This window comes from Thalassospira lucentensis (assembly GCF_050516545.1).
Classification (GTDB): Bacteria; Pseudomonadota; Alphaproteobacteria; order Rhodospirillales; family Thalassospiraceae; genus Thalassospira; species Thalassospira lucentensis_C.
In genome coordinates, this window is record NZ_CP191544.1 from 4,091,813 (window position 1) to 4,111,697 (window position 19,885).

At 52.8% G+C, this 19,885-nt stretch carries 16 protein-coding genes and 2 tRNA genes; 8 read left to right on the forward strand and 10 right to left on the reverse strand.

Translation table 11 applies throughout. The features are described from left to right. Nucleotides 1-51: 51 nt before the first annotated feature. From ACQ0MK_RS18790 to ACQ0MK_RS18805, 4 genes are all read right to left on the reverse strand, one after another. The gene (locus ACQ0MK_RS18790) at nt 52-1,242 is read right to left on the reverse strand and encodes an aminotransferase class I/II-fold pyridoxal phosphate-dependent enzyme (protein WP_430473906.1); all 1,191 of its coding nucleotides are present in this window, start codon (nt 1,240-1,242) and stop codon (nt 52-54) included. 210 nt (nt 1,243-1,452) lie between these two features. After that, nucleotides 1,453-2,691 (reverse strand): ammonium transporter, encoded by a 1,239-nt coding sequence (locus tag ACQ0MK_RS18795; protein WP_430473907.1) that lies wholly within the window; start codon nt 2,689-2,691, stop codon nt 1,453-1,455. A 347-nt stretch (nt 2,692-3,038) separates the two neighbouring features. Then, nucleotides 3,039-4,367 carry an ammonium transporter gene (locus tag ACQ0MK_RS18800; RefSeq protein WP_350044886.1) on the reverse strand — a complete coding sequence of 443 codons (1,329 nt, stop codon included), beginning with the start codon at nt 4,365-4,367 and terminating at the stop codon, nt 3,039-3,041. Between the two features lie 23 nt (nt 4,368-4,390). Further along, nucleotides 4,391-4,729, reverse strand: coding sequence for a P-II family nitrogen regulator (locus ACQ0MK_RS18805; protein WP_007088725.1), 339 nt, complete (start codon nt 4,727-4,729; stop codon nt 4,391-4,393). A 593-nt stretch (nt 4,730-5,322) separates the two neighbouring features. On the opposite strand from ACQ0MK_RS18805, the gene ubiH reads away from it, so the two are divergent. Both ubiH and ACQ0MK_RS18815 read left to right on the forward strand, forming a co-directional pair. Then, nucleotides 5,323-6,546 (forward strand): 2-octaprenyl-6-methoxyphenyl hydroxylase, encoded by a 1,224-nt coding sequence (ubiH, locus tag ACQ0MK_RS18810; protein ID WP_430473908.1) that lies wholly within the window; start codon nt 5,323-5,325, stop codon nt 6,544-6,546. Nucleotides 6,547-6,772: 226 nt separating this feature from the next. Continuing rightward, nucleotides 6,773-7,423: an OmpW/AlkL family protein gene (locus tag ACQ0MK_RS18815; protein ID WP_430473909.1), complete on the forward strand. Its 651-nt coding sequence runs from the start codon at nt 6,773-6,775 to the stop codon at nt 7,421-7,423. Nucleotides 7,424-7,532: 109 nt separating this feature from the next. On the opposite strand, the gene ACQ0MK_RS18820 is transcribed toward ACQ0MK_RS18815, so the two are convergent. From ACQ0MK_RS18820 to ACQ0MK_RS18840, 5 genes are all read right to left on the reverse strand, one after another. Next, on the reverse strand, nt 7,533-7,913 hold the full coding sequence (locus tag ACQ0MK_RS18820) for a DUF971 domain-containing protein (RefSeq protein WP_350043667.1): 381 nt from the start codon (nt 7,911-7,913) through the stop codon (nt 7,533-7,535). 15 nt (nt 7,914-7,928) lie between these two features. Next, complete coding sequence (locus ACQ0MK_RS18825) at nt 7,929-8,117, reverse strand: Trm112 family protein (protein ID WP_350043668.1); 189 nt, start codon at nt 8,115-8,117, stop codon at nt 7,929-7,931. Between the two features lie 63 nt (nt 8,118-8,180). Next, entirely contained in the window at nt 8,181-8,870 is a 690-nt protein-coding gene (locus ACQ0MK_RS18830) for an LON peptidase substrate-binding domain-containing protein (RefSeq protein ID WP_350043669.1), read from the reverse strand. Then, the gene (gene trxA, locus ACQ0MK_RS18835) at nt 8,867-9,790 is read right to left on the reverse strand and encodes a thioredoxin (protein ID WP_430473910.1); all 924 of its coding nucleotides are present in this window, start codon (nt 9,788-9,790) and stop codon (nt 8,867-8,869) included. The genes ACQ0MK_RS18830 and trxA overlap by 4 nt, the downstream gene beginning before the upstream one ends. 135 nt (nt 9,791-9,925) lie before the next feature. Continuing rightward, nucleotides 9,926-10,444 carry a prolyl-tRNA synthetase associated domain-containing protein gene (locus tag ACQ0MK_RS18840; protein ID WP_350162330.1) on the reverse strand — a complete coding sequence of 173 codons (519 nt, stop codon included), beginning with the start codon at nt 10,442-10,444 and terminating at the stop codon, nt 9,926-9,928. Between the two features lie 217 nt (nt 10,445-10,661). Here ACQ0MK_RS18840 and ACQ0MK_RS18845 point away from each other — a divergent pair. The 3 genes from ACQ0MK_RS18845 (at nt 10,662) to ACQ0MK_RS18855 (ending at nt 11,619) form a co-directional block, all read left to right on the forward strand. Continuing rightward, nucleotides 10,662-10,736, forward strand: a tRNA-Gly gene (locus ACQ0MK_RS18845). A 38-nt stretch (nt 10,737-10,774) separates the two neighbouring features. Further along, nucleotides 10,775-10,849 (forward strand) — tRNA-Gly (locus tag ACQ0MK_RS18850). Nucleotides 10,850-11,097: 248 nt separating this feature from the next. Further along, complete coding sequence (locus ACQ0MK_RS18855) at nt 11,098-11,619, forward strand: DUF488 family protein (RefSeq protein ID WP_430473911.1); 522 nt, start codon at nt 11,098-11,100, stop codon at nt 11,617-11,619. 7 nt (nt 11,620-11,626) lie between these two features. Here the strand turns inward: ACQ0MK_RS18855 and fabI are convergent, their stop codons facing one another. Next, complete coding sequence (gene fabI, locus ACQ0MK_RS18860; protein ID WP_430473912.1) at nt 11,627-12,394, reverse strand: enoyl-ACP reductase FabI; 768 nt, start codon at nt 12,392-12,394, stop codon at nt 11,627-11,629. Between the two features lie 371 nt (nt 12,395-12,765). Between fabI and ACQ0MK_RS18865 the strand changes: the two genes are divergently transcribed. The 3 genes from ACQ0MK_RS18865 to ACQ0MK_RS18875 all read left to right on the forward strand — a co-directional run bounded on the left by ACQ0MK_RS18865 (nt 12,766) and on the right by ACQ0MK_RS18875 (nt 19,875). Next, nucleotides 12,766-17,604 carry an NAD-glutamate dehydrogenase gene (locus tag ACQ0MK_RS18865; RefSeq protein WP_430473913.1) on the forward strand — a complete coding sequence of 1,613 codons (4,839 nt, stop codon included), beginning with the start codon at nt 12,766-12,768 and terminating at the stop codon, nt 17,602-17,604. A gap of 329 nt (nt 17,605-17,933) precedes the next feature. After that, nucleotides 17,934-18,572 (forward strand): TetR/AcrR family transcriptional regulator, encoded by a 639-nt coding sequence (locus tag ACQ0MK_RS18870; RefSeq protein WP_430473914.1) that lies wholly within the window; start codon nt 17,934-17,936, stop codon nt 18,570-18,572. Between the two features lie 139 nt (nt 18,573-18,711). Beyond that, entirely contained in the window at nt 18,712-19,875 is a 1,164-nt protein-coding gene (locus ACQ0MK_RS18875) for an efflux RND transporter periplasmic adaptor subunit (protein WP_430473915.1), read from the forward strand. Nucleotides 19,876-19,885 lie beyond the last annotated feature (10 nt).

Genomic DNA, 19,885 nt, shown 5'->3' on the forward strand with positions numbered 1-19,885 from the left:
CCGTTCTGGTTAAGTCCTGTTGGGCGCTCGATTGCGATCAAACGCGGAAAGTTAGCTTTCCAGCGCCTGCGCAATACGGCTCAGCCCGTCTCGTGTGGTTTCAAGGTCATGTACAAGGGCAATGCGGATAAATTGCTTGCCCGGATTGTCGCCGTTGGCATCCGTGATCGAAAGATAACTGCCCGGAATGACTTTAACCCCGACCTGCTGCCAGATTTTCTTGGTTGCAGCTTCGTCGTCGCCAACGTCAAGCCACAGGAAAAATCCACCCGGCGGCCGGTAAAAGCCAAATCGGTTGCCAAAGACTTCTTCGGCAATGTCGATTTTGGCCCGATACAAATCACGGTTTTCGCTGGCATGGGCATCGTCATTCCAAAGGGCGGTCGATGCGGCCATCACCGGCATTGGAATGGTTGCCGAGCAATAACTGCGCAGCGCGTTAAACCGTTTGATGATGTTGGCATCCCCGGCAACAAAGCCGGACCGAAGCCCCGGTGCGCTCGATCGTTTTGACAGGCTGTGGAAGACAAGGACGTTATCCATGTTCCCACCTTGCGCGGCACAGATTTCAAGCGCGCCGGTCGGTGCAGTGGCATCATAGATATCGGCGTAGCATTCATCCATCGCCAGGACAAAGTCATGCTTGCGCGCCAGCCCAATCACCCGTTCAAGATAGTCGCGCGATGCAATCGATCCTTGTGGATTGGCAGGAGAACACAGGAAAAACAACCGACAAGCATCTAATGTTTCGGTATCGATCTGATCAAGATCTGGCAAAAATCCGTTCTCGGCCTGGGCGGCAAGCGGGACCATTTCCGCGTCATTCAAAACAGCCGCGCCACAATAGACCTGATAAAACGGGTTGGGCAAAAGCACCTTGGGTTTGGGGCCAGGTTGGTCTTGCGGAATGACGGTGGTGGCAATCAGATAAAGCGCTTCGCGTGTGCCGGCCACGGGCAGAATATGATCATCACGGTGGATCATGCTTGTTGGCAGGCGATAGCGCCGATCAAGCCAGTTTTTGATGGCATCGCGCAATTCCGGGGTGCCAGCCCCCGGTGGGTATTTATGCCAAAGCGATGCGTATTTAACCATGGCTTCCGTGATCATCGCAGGCGGTTCGTGCTGCGGCTCACCAATCGACATGACCAACGGCGATTGACCGGGTTCAATACCGTCAAGCAAGGCCGCCAATCGCGGAAATGGATAGGCAGGCAAATGATCCAGGCGTTCGTTAAACATGGTCGTCGTCATTCCAGCTTGGTCTATGTCACATCAGGCTTTGCCATGATGCGGATGCATGTTGGTTAAATGTGGGCAATTTCCCCTCAATCTACCCCTATGCGAAAAGTGCAAAGAAAGATTTAAGAGACAGGGTGTTTTAACCTAAAAAGCCCGGAAAGACGGGCTTTCCGGGCTTTTGATAGATGGGTGATGCAATTTTACAAAGTCTTAGCTGGCGCGAAGATCATCTTCTGGATAGGCGCTGATATTGTGGATTGAGATATCCGCACCCTCAAACTCGTCTTCTTCCGACAGCCGGAAGCCAACGGTTTTCTTGATCACGCCATAGACGACAAACCCGACGACCGTGGCAAAGACCACACCGATCAATGACCCAACGAGCTGGGCTGCAAAGGAAACACCCCCCATGCCGCCCAAGGCCTCAAGGCCAAAGATGCCGCACGCAATGCCGCCCAAAAGACCGCACATGCCATGCAACGGCCAGACGCCAAGAACGTCATCAATCTTCCATTTTGCCTGACACTGGTTAAAGCCCCAGACAAATAATGCCCCGGCAAGGCCGCCGGTGATTAATGCCCCGATCGGATGCATGACATCTGATCCGGCGCAGACCGCAACCAGACCGGCAAGTGCACCATTATGCACGAATCCGGGATCGTTTCGACCTGACAACAAGGCTGTCAGGATACCGCCAACCATGGCCATCAACGAGTTAACCGCGACCAGACCGGTAATGCCGCTGACCGATTGTGCAGACATGACGTTAAAGCCAAACCAGCCGACACACAGCACCCAAGACCCAAGGGCCAGGAACGGAATGTTTGACGGTGGAATACCGACCAGACCGCCGGTCTTGGTGTATCGCCCGCGTCGGACACCAAGGGTGATGACTGCACCAAGCGCGATCCAGCCTCCAACCGCATGAACAACGATGGAGCCTGCGAAATCATGGAAAGGTGCGCCGAAAGTGGCTTCGATCATGTCCTGAAAACCGAAATTGTTGTTCCAGACCATGCCTTCAAAAAGCGGATAACACACACCGACCAGAATGGCGGTGGCAAGAAGCTGAGGGTAGAAACGCGCACGTTCGGCAATGCCACCCGATATGATCGCGGGGATCGCGGCCGCAAAGGTCAGCAGGAAGAAGAATTTGACCAGATCATAGCCGCTTGATGCAAAGGCAGGTACACCGTCAGATCCGGCATGACCGCTTAACGTGGCGGCACTGGCAAAGAAATCAACGCCATAGGCAACGCTGTAGCCGATAAAGAAATAGGCGATGGTCGAAACGGCAAAATCGACAATGATTTTAACCAGTGCATTGACCTGGTTCTTTTTACGGACCGTGCCGACTTCAAGAAAAGCAAAGCCGGCATGCATCGCGAGCACCATAATAGCACCCATCAGGACGAAAAATACGTCCGAGGCAGTCTGGAAAGCCTGCATAAGGCATCCCCCCGTTTTTAAATAGCGTTTCCTCTCGGTCCGGTCTTGTAGGGGTTGCCGGACTCTGGTTCGGAGGTGCCAAGATCAATTTCCGTGCCAAGGCATGGATAAATCTGATTTGGACCTGCAACATCAAGGCGCTAGTTGGGGAATGTCGGTATGATGTTGATGGATCGGGCAAGGGGCTTAAAACCGGCTTTGCCTTCACAATGACCAAAACGCTGCCCAAAAAGGCAGCATCAGGGATCAAAACAAAAAGCCCGCCGCAGGATAACTCCCGGGCGGGCCAGTTGGTCTGACAGGCAGGATACCGGGCGAACCCGGTATCCGTCAGGAAATCAAATCGCTTAGAAGCGCTGGGAACCCTTACCGAATTCCGGGTAAGCTTCCAGACCAAGTTCAGCAGCATCGGAACCGATATGCTCGTCTTCTTCGCTGAGGCGGATGCCAACAGTGAACTTCAGAACCAGCCAGACGATGCTTGATGCAACAATGGTGAAAGCACCCATTGCAACGATACCGGTCAGCTGAACACCGAAGGACGCACCGTCATTGGTGAACGGAACAGCAAGCGTGCCCCAGATACCAGCAACAAGGTGAACCGAAACTGCGCCAACGACGTCGTCGATTTTCAGTTTGTCGAGCAGCGGAACTGCAACAACAACCAGAACACCGCCGATTGCGCCGATGATGATGGCAGAACCGATGGTCGGGGTATCCGGACCAGCAGTGATCGAAACCAGACCAGCCAGTGCACCGTTAAGTGCCATGGTGAGGTCGACCTTTTTGTAAAGGATCTGGGTCAGGATCGCAGCGGCAACAACACCACCAGCAGCAGCCATCGAGGTGTTGCCATAGATGTTGGCAATCGCGATGACATCAGCGCCGGTACCCATAGCAAGCTGGGAACCACCGTTGAAGCCGAACCAGCCGAGCCAAAGTACGAAAGTACCAAGGGTCGCAAGCGGAAGGTTCGAACCCGGCATCGGATGAACCGAACCGTCTTCGCCATATTTGCCTTTACGTGCGCCAAGAATGATCGCACCGGTCAGAGCAGCCCAGCCGCCGACCGAGTGAACGATGGTCGAACCAGCGAAATCAGCAAAGCCCATTTCGGACAACCAGCCGCCACCCCATGTCCATGCACCTGTAATCGGATACAGAACACCGGTAAGCACGACGACGAAGATCATGAACGGCCACAGTTTGATACGCTCGGCTACAGTACCCGAAACGATCGAAGCTGCGGTGGCAACGAAGACCATCTGGAAGAACCAGTCAGACGTTGCGGAATAACCGCCCGAGAAATCACCAGCAAGAGCAGCTGCATCATCAGCACTCCAGAGGCTCAGCGAACCGATCCAGCCGGTTACATCCATATACATCAGGTTATAACCGATGAGGTAATACATGATGCCAGCAACAGCGAAGAGCGAGATGTTCTTCAGCAGGATGGTAGAAACGTTTTTCGTACGTACAAGGCCGGATTCCAGCATGGCAAAGCCAGCTGCCATCCACATGACCAGTGCGCCACTGAACAGGAAGCTAAAGCTGTTCAGGATGTATTGGGTCTCAGCCGAAACGCCAGCGTCCTGAGCAAAGGCTGGAGAAGCGATTGCAAGAAGGGCGGTGCCTGCAAGAGCGGCAAGGCCGGTTTTCTTAATAGAGATGTTCATAATGTCTCCCCTTGTCTCTGGACTTACAGGGCGTCGTCGCCGGTTTCACCAGTACGGATACGGACCGCCTGGCTTACATCAAGAACGAAAATCTTACCGTCCCCGATTTTCCCGGTTTGAGCAGTTTTGGTGATGGCTTCGACAACCTGATCGACCAGATTATCCGTGATGGCGACTTCCAGCTTCACTTTCGGCAGGAAGCTGACCATGTATTCAGCACCACGATAAATTTCGGTCTGACCTTTCTGACGGCCAAAACCTTTAACTTCAGTGACCGTCAAGCCCTGAACGCCCAGTGCGCTAAGCGCCTCGCGGACTTCGTCCAGTTTGAACGGTTTGATGACAGCAGTAACAAGTTTCATAATATTGCGACCTCCCGGCATATCCGTTGAGTACCAACGTGGTAATCACGATTTCGCAGTCCCACCCCACAAACCAAGAATCGTGCCAGACTCAAAATAAAACTGTTAATTATCTGATTAATAAGGAAAAAATGAATAATCGCTTTGGTTGGGAGGCGATAACTTGCGCAAGGCGCCGGATTAAAATATGCACAGAATTTACCTTTGTTTAAAAAATGTGCGTATTTTTTAATCAAATAAATACAAATCGGAAAAGGTGTTGTGCTTCAAGGGTGTGGATGGGGCCCTTAACGGCGTTTGGGGCGAACTTCGGGGAACATTCAGGTTGGTTCGTGGCGGGTTCGGGCCATTTCAGGCCCGTGGACCGACCTTTAAGCGCGTGATGACGCATGTCCGTCTGACAATGTTGAAGATTTGCCTTATCGAATGATCGGTGCGGGTTGTCGTCCCGTACGGAGCGGGGTAAAGATGGGCAGTATCAATTGTGCGGGCTTCTTGCGTCAGATCAACGTGTAAACGTGATTAACTGGCATAAGACCGGGAACATTGACCAGGGCCGTTACCAAGGCCATGACCAAACAGGAATTTGCGAAATGCAGGATCAACAGGCACTTCATACCGATGTCGTTATTCTGGGCGGCGGGTTGAACGGTGCGGCCATGGCGCTTGCCCTTGCCCATGGTGGTATGAAGTCGGTGGTGATTGACTATGCCGATCCCAAAACCATCCTGAGTGCCAATTATGACGGTCGGACCTGTGCGATTGCCGCGGCCTCGAAATCCGTGCTGGACGTTATTGGTGCGTGGAAAAACATGGCCGATGCGGCCGAGCCGATCCTGGATATCCGGATTGCAGACGGCAAAAGCCCGCTTTTCCTGCACTATGACCATCACGATCTTGGTGACGAACCACTGGGCTATATCGTTGAAAACCTTGTCACCCGTGGTGCGCTTTATCGCGCCATTGCCCAAAACGATCTGGTTGAAATGATTGCCCCGGCACGGGTTGATGAAATCGCCCGTGATCAGGGTGGTGTGACCATAAGGCTTGCCGATGGCCAATCCATCCGCGCCCCGCTTGCCATTGGGGCCGAAGGCCGCAATTCGATGTTGCGGGACTGGGCAGGGATCAAAACCTATCAGTGGGCCTATAAACAAAGTGCGGTGGTCTGCACGGTCAAGCACAAGCAACCCCATAATGGCTTGGCGGTTGAACATTTCCTGCCTGCCGGGCCGTTTGCCATTTTGCCGATGACGGATAATCGTTGCTCGATCGTCTGGACCGAAAGCACAGAGCTTGGCAATTATCTCGTCAATCTTGATGAAGAAACCTTTGTCGATGAATTGCACCGTCGCTTTGATGGCTATCTTGGCGATCTCGAAGTTGTTGGTCCGCGCTTTTGCTATCCGTTGGGGCTACAGCATGCCTATCACTACACAGATGACCGGATTGCCCTGATTGGCGATGCGGCGCACGGGATGCATCCGATTGCAGGTCAGGGGCTTAACATGGGCATTCGGGATGTCGCGGTTCTGGCCGAAATTCTGGTCAATGCGCGGCGTCTTGGCCGCGATATCGGAAGCACGGATGTTTTGGCCGAATATGAACAATGGCGCCGGTTCGACAATACCGTGATGCTGGCGGTCACCGATTTGACCAATCGGCTGTTTTCCAATGATATCGCCCCGATCCGTTGGGCGCGCGATATCGGGCTGGCCGTGGTTCAGAAAATCCCACCCCTGAAAAAGACATTTATGTCCCACGCCATGGGCTATGCCGGAACCTTGCCCAAATTGATGCAGGGAAAATCTCTCTGACCGGTTTGGGCTAAAGGCTGCTCTGTCAGTCGTTGTGATTAAAATGTGCGCAGACGGCGAATTTCAGGAAATACAGAGCGCGTATATGGTTTATGATCGCCGGTCAGTTAAAACCGTTCAAAATCATGTCGTTTTTCGTCGACCTTTGTTGATATGTGTCAACAAGTCAGCAAAGGCTTAGGCGCAGTTTCCCCGCGAGTTCAATTTAATGACAGGGGATTAGGACATGACATTTTCCCATAAACGGATGTCGGCAGCTGCCGTGGTGGCAATTTTGGGTGCAACCATGCTTGTGGGTGGCGCAGCACAGGCACAGGACGCAGAGTTCAAGACCAAGCAGGCGGGTGATATTCTTATCCGTGGCCGCGTATTGGGCGTCGTGCCCGATGAAGATATCGACAGCAATACACTGGCCGGTGAAGGCCGCGTTGATAACGACGTTATTCCCGAGGTGGATTTTTCTTACTTCATCACCGACAACATTGCGCTTGAGCTGATTGCAGGCACATCCAAGCATGATGTCACCTGGAACGACGGCAAGGATCTTGGCAGTGTTCGCTTGTTGCCGCCAACATTGACCGCACAATATCACTTTATGGCGGATCAGCGCTTTAGCCCTTATATCGGCGCTGGTATCAATTATACGTTTTTCTATGATTCAAAGCCGGGCCAGTTCAACTCGGTCAAGTATGACGATGGCTTTGGCTATGCTTTTCAGGCTGGCTTTGATTATGCCATTTCCGGTCCATGGTCATTGAATGTGGATGTCAAAAAGATCTATCTCAGCACCGATGTTTCGGTAAATAACGGCGCGGTAAATGCAAAAGCAGACCTTGACCCGTGGCTGTTCGGTGTTGGTGTCGGCTATCGGTTCTAAGGTCGGCTAAGCGGCGTTTTACGCTGTCGGCAACCGATTTTAAAGCGGCCCTGCCTTTGGTGGGGCCGTTTTAGTCTGAGACACAGAACGTGATTTAACTGAAATGCCGTTAGGCCGGATCGCGTGACAGGCCACGCGCGTCAAGGGCGGCAAGATAATCGGCCCACAACGTGTCTTTCGTGCTGTGCAATTCACGCAGGTATTGCCAGCTATAAAGCCCGCTATCATGCAAATCATCAAAACTGATCCGCACGGCATAATTGCCAACCGGGACAATATCCATGATCCCGACATGGCGGCGTCCGGCGATGATTTTCTTTTCGCTTGGGTGATGGCCCTGAACTTCGGCGGACGGGCTTTCAACCCGCAGCAATTCAGCACTCAGACGCGTTGAAACGCCGTCATCCCACACGACCTCAAGAATGCGGTCATCGCGCAAATAGTTGATTTCAACGGGGGTGAATTCCGGTGTGAAGCCGTCCTGTGACATGCGATGTGCCTTGCCTTAATCTTCGATCGGGCGGGCTTCATCAGGCAGCATGATCGGAATGCCATCACGGATCGGATAGGCCAGACCGGCCTTCGGGCTGATCAATTCGTTGTTGGCGCGATCATATTCAAGCGCCTGCTTGGTCACCGGGCAGACAAGGATTTCAAGAAGTTTCGGGTCTACCGGGCTGTTGGTCGCGGTCATCAATTCGGCCTTCGGGTTGGATGTGCGTCTGGAAACGCCCAGTTCATCTTTAGTTGGTCATCATCAGTTGGCGTTGCTGTGCGCCTGCTGAGGATTGGAATGGATCGCCATTTCAAGCAGGGTGGTCAGCATATCGCCGCGATCATACAGGGTTGTGCATTCCAGCAAAGCCTGTTTTTCAAGCGGACTTAACCGACAGCCCATCGAAATGGTCGTGATAAGCATCTCATCATCGCTATCGGCTAGGGTATCCCAGCACGAACGCAACGAATGCTGTGCGAAATAGGCCTCAAGCGCCATGCGCAGCCGATCCCGGTTGATCGGCATGTCATCGGCGGGCAGGGACAAGTCATCTTTCCATGGTGCAAAATCACCATTCACGGTCCGGTATCCGCCCTCGTTACCGGGCAGTTCTTCGACGACATTAAACCGGCAAACACCTGTAAGCGTGATCAGGAACCGGCCATCGTCGGTTTCGCTAAAGGCAGTAATCCGGCCCGCACATCCGGTCGAAAAAATCGGCGGGTGATCCGGGTCCATGAAATAGCTGTTATGCTGATCGGGACGGGGCTGGATCATGCCAATGATACGATCCTGACCCAGTGCATCGGTCACCATATTCATATAACGCGGTTCGAAAATGTTGAGCGGCAAGTGTCCGCGCGGCAACAAAAGTGCGCCGTTAAGCGGGAATACCGGCATGATGTCGGGAAGATCCGTAAAGGCAGGATCGAATGGGCCGCATATGCTCATGAAAACAATACCGTTGATAGTGCGCGGCGTCCGGCGACGCTGGCAGGGTCCATGGGGCCCCATGCTTCAAAAAACTTCAGAAGCTGGGTGCGACCTGCATCTTCGTTCCATTCGCGGTCGGTGCGAATGATCGTGATCATGGCATTGACGGCGTCATCGCGTTTGTTGGTGGCAAAACATGCCATGCCAAGATCGTATTGCGCCTGCATGTCGGTTGGGTCGGCAGCGACCTTTGCCCGTGCTGCGGCCAAATCTTCGGGGCTATAGCCGGTTTCGGCCAGTTCAAGCGCGCTGATAGCTGCGGCAATCGGGGTTTTCAGACGGTCAAGTTCGGCCATGTTGTCAACGAAATGGCGGGTTTCTTCAACTTCGCCCATTCCGACCATGCAACGGATCATACCGCCAATGGCAATCTCATTGTCTTTTTCACGTTCAAGCACACCGACATAAAGACCATGGGCGGTTTCATAGTCGTCTTCGGTCAATGCGGTGGCAGCCTTTTCAAGCAATGCCTCGATCGGGCTTTCAATCGGCTCACCAATCAGGCGTTCGTAAAAGGCGCGGACTTCGCTTTCGGGCTGTCCGCCCTGAAAACCGTCAACCGGGCGGCCGCCCTTAAAGGCATAAACCGTCGGAACTGACTGGATGCGCAATTGCATCGCCAGTTCCTGATTTTCATCAATATTGACTTTGACAAGTTTGACCCGTCCACCGGCTTCGCGGGTGACCTTTTCGATCACAGGCGTCAGGTTCTTGCAGGGCCCGCACCATGGTGCCCAAAAATCGACGACAATCGGCATTTCCATCGATGGCTCGATGACGTCCTGGACAAACGTTTCAACACTGCTGTCCTTGATCAGGTCAGAGTCCTGATTTTGACTGGTGGTCTCAGGTGCGTTCGCGTCAAGAATAATTGACATTGTTGTTCACTCGCTAAATCTAAAATTCTAGATGATGCCGCTGTGCCCTGACGACAAGAGGGAGAGGTGTGATATTCGTGTTTTCTTATACTTAAATCTAAGGTTTGGTAAGGGCTTACCTTAAATGTTTACCGTTCAGCTAGGGTCAGGAAGATCAGGCTCGGCTTCAAAATCAACGATCAATGCTTCGTAGCCCAGAGAGGTGGTGAATTTCAACAGGTCTGCTGACGAAATTGTCGTGGTTCTGTCATTTCGCAAGGGGTGAAAATTTAAAACCTCGCCATTGGCCAGTTTGGCATCCAGGGCCAGGTTCACTTTGCGCTCCTGATCGTTGATCAGCGCGAACGGTGTGACCGCCCCCGGTTTAACGCCCAGCGTTTCAATCAGCAATTCCGGCTTGCCAAAGGACAGGCGGGCGCAGCCCAGCCGTTTGTGCAAATGGTTCATGCGGATTTCAGCTTCTTCCTCGGCAACGACAAGCCACAACTCTCCTTTCTTGTCTTTGACAAAAAGGTTCTTGGCATGAAGCCCCGGAAGGTCCCCCCGAAGCTTTTGCGAATCCTCGACCGTAAAAAGCGGCGCGTGTTCATGCGTCGTTGTTTCGATCGCCAATTTTGTCAGATGATCGAACAGTATGGTTGATGGATCGCTCATGCTCTTTCCCTTGTGGCTGTGGACCAGAAGATAACCAAGTTCAAAACCAGACGCAAATTTGCGCAAGTCCGGCCCGATTTCGGCAATTGAACCCACGAAAGTCAAGGAAAACCGCCAAAATTTGTCATGTTACGTTTTCATGGAAAAAAGGGTTGCAATCGCTCTTTGTTGGGCTATTATCCGCGCCGCTCCACAGGGGCAGGAAATGCTGATGAATGCGGGCGTAGCTCAGGGGTAGAGCATAACCTTGCCAAGGTTAGGGTCGAGAGTTCGAATCTCTTCGCCCGCTCCATCAGGTCACTTTCCTTAAGCATCAGCTTTCATGATGATGCGGGCGTAGCTCAGGGGTAGAGCATAACCTTGCCAAGGTTAGGGTCGAGAGTTCGAATCTCTTCGCCCGCTCCATGATGAAAGTTTCAAAGGCTGTCCTTCGGGGCAGCCTTTTGCTTTTTGGGGCATAAATCGCGGTTGGCGGTGCTTTCGATCTTGCATGCGGATGCGATTTATCGTGTCTTTGAGGCATGCACAGCCAAAACCCACCTCAACCCCCGCTTCAATCCGAAAATCCGACGAAGTTAATCTACACAGTCGGGTATGCTGGACATGATCGCGACAGTCTGCTCGCCATTTTCAGGTCGCACGGCATTACGGCGGTGGCTGATATCCGCACTTTCAAACGATCAAGCTATTGGACGGCTTTTGACTCGGACAGTTTTGCGCCATTTTTGCGTGAAAACGGCATTGCCTATGTTTTTATGGGCGATGTTATGGGCGGGAAGCCACAGGTGCCTGATCTATATCCAGATGGGCAGCTTGATTATGACCTGATGGCAAAGCGGCCTGATTTCAAAGCCGGGATTGAACGGCTTGTATCGGGGGCTGGTAAATACCGCATTTGTTTGATGTGCGCTGAAAAAGACCCGCTTGATTGTCACCGGACCCTTTTGATCGCACCGGCCTTAAAAGAAGCGGGCTTTGATCTGCGTCACCTTGTTGCGGGGCGGGTAGAAAACCAGTCTGAAACCGAAGACCGCATGATCGCGATCAATGGCGGGGATGTGCCTGATCTGTTTGCCGCTGTGGCACCGGAACCGGATGCGGATTTGAAACTTGCATTGGCAAAACAGGTCAAGCGGGTCGCACCCAAGGCAGAAGACGCGATTAAGCGGCGTTAGAAGCCACTCAGGCGGCCTTAGCCCATAATATTGTACCACCGTCAATATGGACGACATCGCCCGTCAGTGACCGCGAGCGGTCGCTTGCCAGAAAGGCGGCAAGTTCCCCGATTTCATCAATCGTAACCAATCTTTGCGATGGCGCACGCTGGGCTGTTTCATCCATCAGATGTTGAAATTCGGCAATGCCGGATGCCGCCCGGGTCAAAAGCGGTCCCGGCGAGATGGCGTGACAGCGGATATTCTTTGGCCCAAGTTCGGCAGCCATATAGCGGGTGGTGCTTTCAAGCGCAGCTTTGACCGGCCCCATCACACCGTAATGATCGATCACCCGTTCCGATCCCATATAGGTTACGGTTAAAAGTGCGCCGCCATCATTCATCAATGGTTCGGCCCGTTTGGCAAGGCGGGTGAAGGAATGGCATGAAATGTCCATGGCGGCCAAAAATCCGTCACGCGAACAATCAACGACCCGACCATGCAGGTCTTCGGTCGGGGCAAAGGCAATGGAATGAAGCAGGAAATCCAGCTTTCCCCATTGTTTTTCGATCTGGGCAAACAACATGTCACATTGTTGTTCGTTACGGACATCAAGGGGCAGAATGATCGATGCATCGATTTCATCGGCCAGGGGGCGCACATGGGGCTCGGCCTTGTCATTAAGATACGTAATCGCAAGATCAGCGCCCTCGCGCTTGAAAACACGTGCACATCCCCAGGCGATGGACATTTCATTGGCAATTCTAACAATCAGCCCCTTTTTGCCGTTTAGCATGTGATGTCTCCATTTCGGGGAATGTGCAGTTGCGAAAGAGTCGTTTGATCTGCGCGGTATTCCTGAGTGTAGGATATTTTGCATCGCAATAAAGTGCAAAATTCTGTGACAATGCCTGTTGGTGGTCGTTCTGTCCTTTTGAGGCTAGCTTGTTGGATAAATGAATTTTTTTTGTGCAGAAGCATAGTTTTTAGGCAGTTGATCCGCTATGTGTAGCTTTGGTGGAAATCTTAGGAATTCCGTATGATCCAATGTCGGAAAGCCGCTGATTTCCTACCCAAATAAATGTGACATCCGTGGTGTGTAATACCGGCTGCAAAGGTCGGTATTTCGGGTCTGGTAAACAGATCCGGGAAAAAGGGAAATTGGACATGAAAGCCCGAAAAGACGACCCGAAACGGGAAGTCGTCGACAAAGTTGTCGAACAAATCCAGCAACGCATAAAAGGCAAGACGGCGAAGGATGCAGAAGCGTTCGTTCGCCTTTTTTATAAGGATGTTCCGCCTGACGACATGGCAGGTCGATCCGTCGACTCGCTTTATGGCGCGGCTTTGACTCTCTACAAATTTGCGCAAAAGCGCCCCTCGGCCGATGCGAGCAAGATCCGGGTCTATAATCCTGACCTTGAAGAACACGGCTGGAAATCAGATCACACCGTGATCGAAATCAACAATACCGACATGCCGTTTCTGGTCGACTCGGTGACCTCGGCGTTGCATGAACTTGATTTGACCGTCCATCTTGTGATCCACCCGATTATGCGGATTGCCCGTGATGAAAAAGGGGAACTTCAATCCGTTTCTGCGGTTGAAGATTCACAAGATCCCCGTGAATCGGTCATGCATGTCGAAATTGACGAGCAAACCGACAAAGCCGTTCTTAAAAAGATCCATGACCGTCTTGAAAACGCCCTGACCGATGTTGGTCTGGCCGTGCGGGATTGGCAGCCGATGCTCAAAAAGGTCAGCGCGGTTCTTGATGAGGTCGGCAGTGCCAAGGCCGCAGGCCTTGACGAAGAGCACCGCAGGGAAGTGCAGGATTTCCTTGGCTGGCTGCATAACGACCATTTCACCTTCCTGGGGTATCGGGAATACATGTTCAAGGCTTCGGGCAAGAAGGGTCCGGTCGATGTCGAGGTGAAAAACCAGCTTGGCATTCTGTCGCGCGAAGGGACGCACGTTTTTGACGAATTGCGTCAGATCGGGAACCTGTCCGACGAGGTACGTGATTTTGTCACCAAACCAAACCTTTTGATGGTGACCAAGGCCAATAAGCAATCGACGGTTCACCGTCCGGTTCATCTGGATACCATTGTCGTCAAACAGTTCGATGCCAAGGGCAAAGTCATTGGTCAGCACCTGTTTGTTGGTCTGTTTACATCGGTTGCCTATAACCTGAGCCCGCGTTTGATCCCGCTTTTGCGGATGAAACTGGCTGAAACGGTGAAACGTGCCGGTTTTCCGCCTGCCAGCCACGATGGCAAGGCGCTGGTCAATATTCTTGAAACCTTTCCGCGTGACGAGCTGTTTCAGGTTGAACTTGATGACCTGTATCATACCTGCTTGGGCATTCTGCACTTGCAGGAACGTCAACGCATTGCGTTGTTTGTCCGCCGTGATGCGTTTGAACGGTTTGTATCCTGTCAGCTGTTTTGCCCACGCGACCGTTTTTCGACCAAGCTACGCTTCAAGTTCCAAAAAGTGATTGAAGATGCCTTTGATGGCAAGGTAACCGCGCATTACACCCTGATTGGCGATAGCCCGCTTGCGCGGTTGCATCTGTTGGTCAAAACCAATCCGGGGGAACTGCCGGAATATAATGTTGCCGACATTGAACGTCAGCTTGTTGAAACAGCACGCGACTGGGCCGATACCCTGCGTCAGGTTCTTGTCCGTGAAATGGGTGAAGAACGTGGATTGGCGCTGTATCGTCGCTATGGTGAAAGTTTCTCAAGCGACTATCGCGAACGGTTTACGGTTGAAAGTGCCGCCCTTGATGTTGAACGCATCGAAGATGTGATCAAGGCCAAAGACCTTCGGGTGAATTTGTATCGCCCGATCGAGGCGGCTGAAAACGAACTGCGTTTCAAGATTTATAATCCCGGCGCGCCGGTTCCGTTGTCAGACGTCCTGCCCATGCTTGAAAACATGGGGCTTAAGGTCATTACCGAAAACCCGTTCACGGTCGAGCCGCGCGAAGTTGAAACCAATGTCCGCATCCATGACTTTGGGGTCGAGGTTGACGGGGCGTTCAACCTTCATGATGTGCGCGACAAGTTTCAGGAACTGTTTGTCCGGATCTGGCATGGCGAAGTTGAAAATGACGAATTCAACCGTCTTGTCCTGCTGGGCAATCTGCATTGGCGTGAAGTGGTCATTTTGCGGGCCTATGCCCGCTATACCCGTCAGGTAGGATCGGCTTTCTCGCAAAGCTATATGGCCAAAACCCTTGCCAACAACCCGGGCCTGGCATCGGCGATCGTATCGTTGTTCGTTGCCCGCTTTGATCCGGATCGTGATCCGGGGGTGGCAGCCGAGGTCGAGGTAATCCAGGCCGACATCATTTCCCGCCTTGAAGATGTGATGAACCCGGATGAAGACCGCATCTTGCGGGTCTTCCTTAATCTGGTTCAGTCAACGTTGCGCACCAACTTCTTCCAGTATGGTGCGGATGGAAATCCCAAGCCGTATCTGTCGGTAAAATTCAATTCCGGCATGATCGAAGATTTGCCATTACCGCGTCCATGGCGCGAAATCTTTGTCTATTCCCCACGGGTAGAGGCCGTGCATCTGCGCGGTGGTCCGGTGGCGCGTGGCGGTATTCGCTGGTCTGATCGTCAGGAAGATTTCCGTACCGAAATTCTCGGTCTGGTCAAAGCCCAGATGGTCAAAAATGCGGTGATTGTTCCGGTCGGGTCCAAGGGTGGCTTTGTTGTCAAACGCCCGCCCGTCGATCCGTCACGCGAAGCCTTCCTTGAAGAAGGCATTGCTTGTTACAAAACCCTGATGAGCGGCATGCTTGATATTACCGACAACATCGTTGCCGGTGAAATCGTGCCGCCGGTTCGGGTGCGTCGCCTTGATGATGACGACCCGTATCTGGTTGTTGCGGCGGATAAAGGTACTGCAACCTTCTCGGACATTGCCAATGGTGTGGCCCGTGATTATGGCTTCTGGCTTGATGATGCGTTCGCATCTGGCGGATCACAGGGGTATGACCACAAGAAAATGGGCATTACCGCCCGTGGTGCGTGGGAATCGGTCAAACGTCACTTCCGCGAAATGGGCAAAGACATCCAGAAGGTTCCCTTCACCGTGGCTGGTGTGGGCGATATGTCAGGCGACGTGTTTGGCAATGGCATGCTGTTATCCGAACAGATCAAACTGTTAGCAGCCTTCAACCATATGCATATTTTCGTCGATCCTGATCCGGATGTGGCGAAAAGCTTTGCGGAGCGCAAACGGCTGTTTGATTTGCCGCGTTCAGGCTGGGGGGATTACGATAAAAAGCTGCTGTCCAAAGGCGGTGATATCTATGACCGCAAGGCCAAAACCCTTGATCCGTCCCCTGAAGTTCGCAAATTGCTGGGACTTGATAGTGGCAAGGTAACGCCAGCCGACATGATGAAAGCCATCCTGAAATCGGAAGTCGAACTGATGTGGTTTGGCGGGATCGGGACCTATATCAAGTCACACGGCGAAACCAACGCCGATGCCGGTGACCGTGCCAATGATGCAATCCGTATCAATGGCCGGGAAGTCCGGACGAAAGTGATTGGCGAGGGTGCCAATCTTGGCGCAACCCAGCGTGGACGTATCGAATATGCCCATGCTGGCGGTCGCCTGAACACCGATGCCATCGATAATGCTGCTGGTGTGAACTGCTCTGACCACGAGGTCAATATCAAGATCCTTGTTGGCGAAGTGGTTGCTGCCGGTGACATGACCGAAAAACAGCGCAACAAGCTTCTGGTCGAAATGACCGATGAAGTTGGCGATCTGGTTCTACGGGATAATTATCTGCAAAGTCAGGCGATTTCGAATGCCGATGCGGTCAGTGCCGATCTGCTCGATGCGCAGGTTCGGTTGCTGCGCATGTTGGAACGCGAAGGCCGTCTGAACCGCGAGATCGAATATCTGCCCGATGACGAAGAACTGGCACGCCGTGCAAATGCCCATGAAGGCCTGACCCGACCGGAAGTCTCGGTTCTGATGCCCTATGCTAAACTTTGGCTGTATGACGAGGTGCTGGAATCCGATCTGCCAGATGATCCGATCCTGGTCGAAGAACTGGTGCGCTATTTCCCGACGCCGGTTCGGAAAAAATACGCCGATGCGATATCAAACCATCGATTGAAACGTGAAATCATTGCAACGGTTGCGACCAACAGTCTGGTCAACCGGGTCGGTGGGACATTCGTTCATGACATGATGGAGGCAACCGGGCTTTCGGCTGTGGATGTCTCGCGCGGCTATCTGATCACGCGGGCTGTATTTGGCTTGCGCGATCTTTGGGCCGGGATCGAGGCTCTTGATAACGTGGTTCTGGCTAAATTACAGACCAGCATGTTCCGCGACATTAACCGCATGGTCAATGACGTGACCCAATGGTTCCTGCGCAATTGCGAAGAACTTAACGTTGGGGCCAAAATCGAAATGTTCCGGCCTGCGGTCTCAAAGGTCATCTCGTCCTTTGAAGACATCGTGCCCGAAGATGCCGGTTTCAGAACGGCGTTGGAACAGCGTGCGCAATCTTTGGTGGCACAAGGGGTTCCAGAAGAACTGGCACGCCGCGTGGCATCAATGGCGCAAATGGTTGCGATCTGTGATGTGGTCCGTATTGCCGAGGCAACCGGGCGTGACGTCATCGAAGTGGCATCGACCTATTTTGCCGTTGGTGCACGCTTCCAGCTTGGTCTGATGCGGGCTGCAGCCGAGTCGATAGAAGCCGATACCTATTGGCAGAAACTGGCCCGTGCTGCCGTGATCGACGATTTGTTCGGGCATCAGCGCGAACTGACCCGTGCGGTTCTTGCTGCCGGGAAAAAAGGGTCGTCCGGGTCGGATCTTGTCGATGCGTGGGTTGAAACCCATCAACGCGGATGTGCCCGCTGTGACGAGCTGATCAATGAACTGCGTGCAGCAGGTCAGATCGATCTTTCCATGATCACGGTGGCCAACCGTCAGATCAGGGCCCTGACCGGCGCATAAGCCCGAAACGATCACGTTGTAACAACCGACCAAAGAGGGCGCGATATGCGCCCTCTTTGCGTTTGGTGCGTTTGGTGCGTTTGGTGCTTTTGGTGCTTCTGGACAGTGCATTTTTCCAAAGCTGCCGGAATCGGCGTCAAAATACCGCGGTGGTATCTGTTATGCATTTCACAGTAGATGCACCGTAAATCTTTGAATTGTAAAACATTCCTGTCATTCTCCTGCCATCATTATATGATGATCTGAAGATATATCGGGTGATTTCCTTGAAAAATACCAACCGGTACGTATATTTATCTGTGTAAAGACAAAAAAATTAGGTGAAAGCCATGAGGAACGCCGTAGAAACCCGGATCAAGCTGCTGGAAACCGCCATCGAGCTATTGGCGACTCGCAGTTATCACGATGTTGGTGTCAGTGATGTGTGCAAACATGCCGGTGTCACCAAGGGCGCGTTCTATCATCATTTTGACAGTAAGGCTGCGCTGTTTGCCGCCTCTGCCCGCCATCACTGGGAAAAGGGCAAGGATGAACTTCGCGCCATCTTTTCCCCCGATGTTCCGCCGATTGATCAACTTAACCGCTATATCGCGCTTGTCTGTAACAAGCAGGAAAAATATGCGGTTCCCGGCGAAAACGAAGTCTGTGTCTGCCCGATCTTCACCGCCGGTGGTCAGGTTGGCCCGGAAGATGTTGAAATCCAGAATTGTTCACGCGAACTGGCGGAAGAACAGATCAAATATCTTGCATCGATGGTGCGTGGCCTGAAAGGCGAGGGCATGCTGGGCGCCGATGGTGACGTCACAATGCTTGCGCGGATGATTTTCCAGTATGTCCATGGTTTGCTGACCTATGGCCAAGTTTTTAATGATCTTGATACTGTTCGGTCTGATCTTCGCGAAGGGATCTGCCGAATCCTGAATTTACAGTGTAAATTCAGGGAAGTAGCTGCTGATGACGCTGCCTGACATTTTCACGTCAAACTAAATTAATTTAAAATAACGCCATTTTTTTGACTTCTTCCCCTTGCAAACAAACCGATCGGTATGCATCTTCCCATCAAATAGTCCGCGATCTGCGCGGTTCACGCTTTTGGAAGATGGTAAGATGCAGTCACGATCAAAACGCAAAATAGTGCTGTCCGCGGCCGTGTTGGCGCTGGCAGTTGCCGCCGGGGGATATGGTTTGCATATCTCCGGATCATCCGCTGATGAGGTCGCGGTTCAATCCGCGCCCATGGCAACCCCGGTCACCGTATCGGGTGTAAAAAGAAATTCCGTCCACCTCTGGAGCAACTTTTCCGGCCGTCTAAGTGCGGTTGAAGAAGTCCAGTTGCGCCCGCAAGTCAGTGGTGCGATCGTCGAAATCCGTTTCGAGGACGGTCAGCTGGTCTCCAAGGGGGACATCCTTGCGGTGATTGACCCGCGCAGCTATCAGGCGGCGGTTGATGAAGCCCGCGCTGAACTTTCAGCTGCCCGGCAAAACCTGTCATTGGCATCCAAGGAAAAGGAACGGGCCGAAAAGCTTGTTTCAAACGGCACCGTGTCAAAACGGGTCTATGACGAACGGCTCAGCACCCATCAGGTCGCCCAAAGTCAGGTCAGCCGTGCACAGGCACAGCTTGAACTGGCCGAAATCGAACTTGATCACGCCTATGTCAAAGCCCCGATTGACGGCCGTGTCAGCCGTGTCGAGCTGACGGTTGGCAATCAGGTGAATGCCGGTTCCAACGCACCGGTTCTGACCACGATTGTCTCGACCGGGAAAATCTATGCCGACTTTGATCTGGACGAGCAGACCTTTTTTGCCAGTCTTGGCGAAAGCGGCAAGATCGACGATGCCGCGCAAAGCATTCCGGTCAATATGACGCTGTCGAGTGGTCGTCACGTTTCCGGGCATGTGCACAGCTTTGACAACCGCATTGATCCGCGCACCGGCACCATCCGCACCCGTGCGCTGTTTGACAATCTTGACGGCACCCTTCTGCCCGGCAGTTTTGCCAGTCTCGAGGTCGGTACCCTTGCCAAGGAAGAGGTCATTCTGATTTCTCCCGAAGCCATCAGCACCGATCAGGACCGCAAATTCGTCTATGTCGTTTTGCCCGATAACACTGTTGCCTATCGTCAGGTGACTCTGGGGTCGGAAATCAACGGCATGCGGATTGTCACATCCGGTCTTGAGATTGGTGACCTTGTCATTGTCAACGGCATCATGAAGGTCCGACCCGGCATGGCTGTTTCCCCCGAAATTCTGCAAGTCTCTGCATCCTGAGGGGTGCTGT

What these genes read in the sequence shown, in the direction of transcription:
- ACQ0MK_RS18790 (WP_430473906.1), bottom strand. Translation starts at nt 1,242, where the DNA reads ATGTTTAACGAACGCCTGGATCATTTGCCTGCCTATCCATTTCCGCGA.
- ACQ0MK_RS18795 (WP_430473907.1), bottom strand. Translation starts at nt 2,691, where the DNA reads ATGCAGGCTTTCCAGACTGCCTCGGACGTATTTTTCGTCCTGATGGGT.
- ACQ0MK_RS18800 (WP_350044886.1), bottom strand. Translation starts at nt 4,367, where the DNA reads ATGAACATCTCTATTAAGAAAACCGGCCTTGCCGCTCTTGCAGGCACC.
- ACQ0MK_RS18805 (WP_007088725.1), bottom strand. Translation starts at nt 4,729, where the DNA reads ATGAAACTTGTTACTGCTGTCATCAAACCGTTCAAACTGGACGAAGTC.
- ubiH (WP_430473908.1), top strand. Translation starts at nt 5,323, where the DNA reads ATGCAGGATCAACAGGCACTTCATACCGATGTCGTTATTCTGGGCGGC.
- ACQ0MK_RS18815 (WP_430473909.1), top strand. Translation starts at nt 6,773, where the DNA reads ATGACATTTTCCCATAAACGGATGTCGGCAGCTGCCGTGGTGGCAATT.
- ACQ0MK_RS18820 (WP_350043667.1), bottom strand. Translation starts at nt 7,913, where the DNA reads ATGTCACAGGACGGCTTCACACCGGAATTCACCCCCGTTGAAATCAAC.
- ACQ0MK_RS18825 (WP_350043668.1), bottom strand. Translation starts at nt 8,117, where the DNA reads ATGACCGCGACCAACAGCCCGGTAGACCCGAAACTTCTTGAAATCCTT.
- ACQ0MK_RS18830 (WP_350043669.1), bottom strand. Translation starts at nt 8,870, where the DNA reads ATGAGCATATGCGGCCCATTCGATCCTGCCTTTACGGATCTTCCCGAC.
- trxA (WP_430473910.1), bottom strand. Translation starts at nt 9,790, where the DNA reads ATGTCAATTATTCTTGACGCGAACGCACCTGAGACCACCAGTCAAAAT.
- ACQ0MK_RS18840 (WP_350162330.1), bottom strand. Translation starts at nt 10,444, where the DNA reads ATGAGCGATCCATCAACCATACTGTTCGATCATCTGACAAAATTGGCG.
- fabI (WP_430473912.1), bottom strand. Translation starts at nt 12,394, where the DNA reads ATGCTAAACGGCAAAAAGGGGCTGATTGTTAGAATTGCCAATGAAATG.
- ACQ0MK_RS18865 (WP_430473913.1), top strand. Translation starts at nt 12,766, where the DNA reads ATGAAAGCCCGAAAAGACGACCCGAAACGGGAAGTCGTCGACAAAGTT.
- ACQ0MK_RS18870 (WP_430473914.1), top strand. Translation starts at nt 17,934, where the DNA reads ATGAGGAACGCCGTAGAAACCCGGATCAAGCTGCTGGAAACCGCCATC.
- ACQ0MK_RS18875 (WP_430473915.1), top strand. Translation starts at nt 18,712, where the DNA reads ATGCAGTCACGATCAAAACGCAAAATAGTGCTGTCCGCGGCCGTGTTG.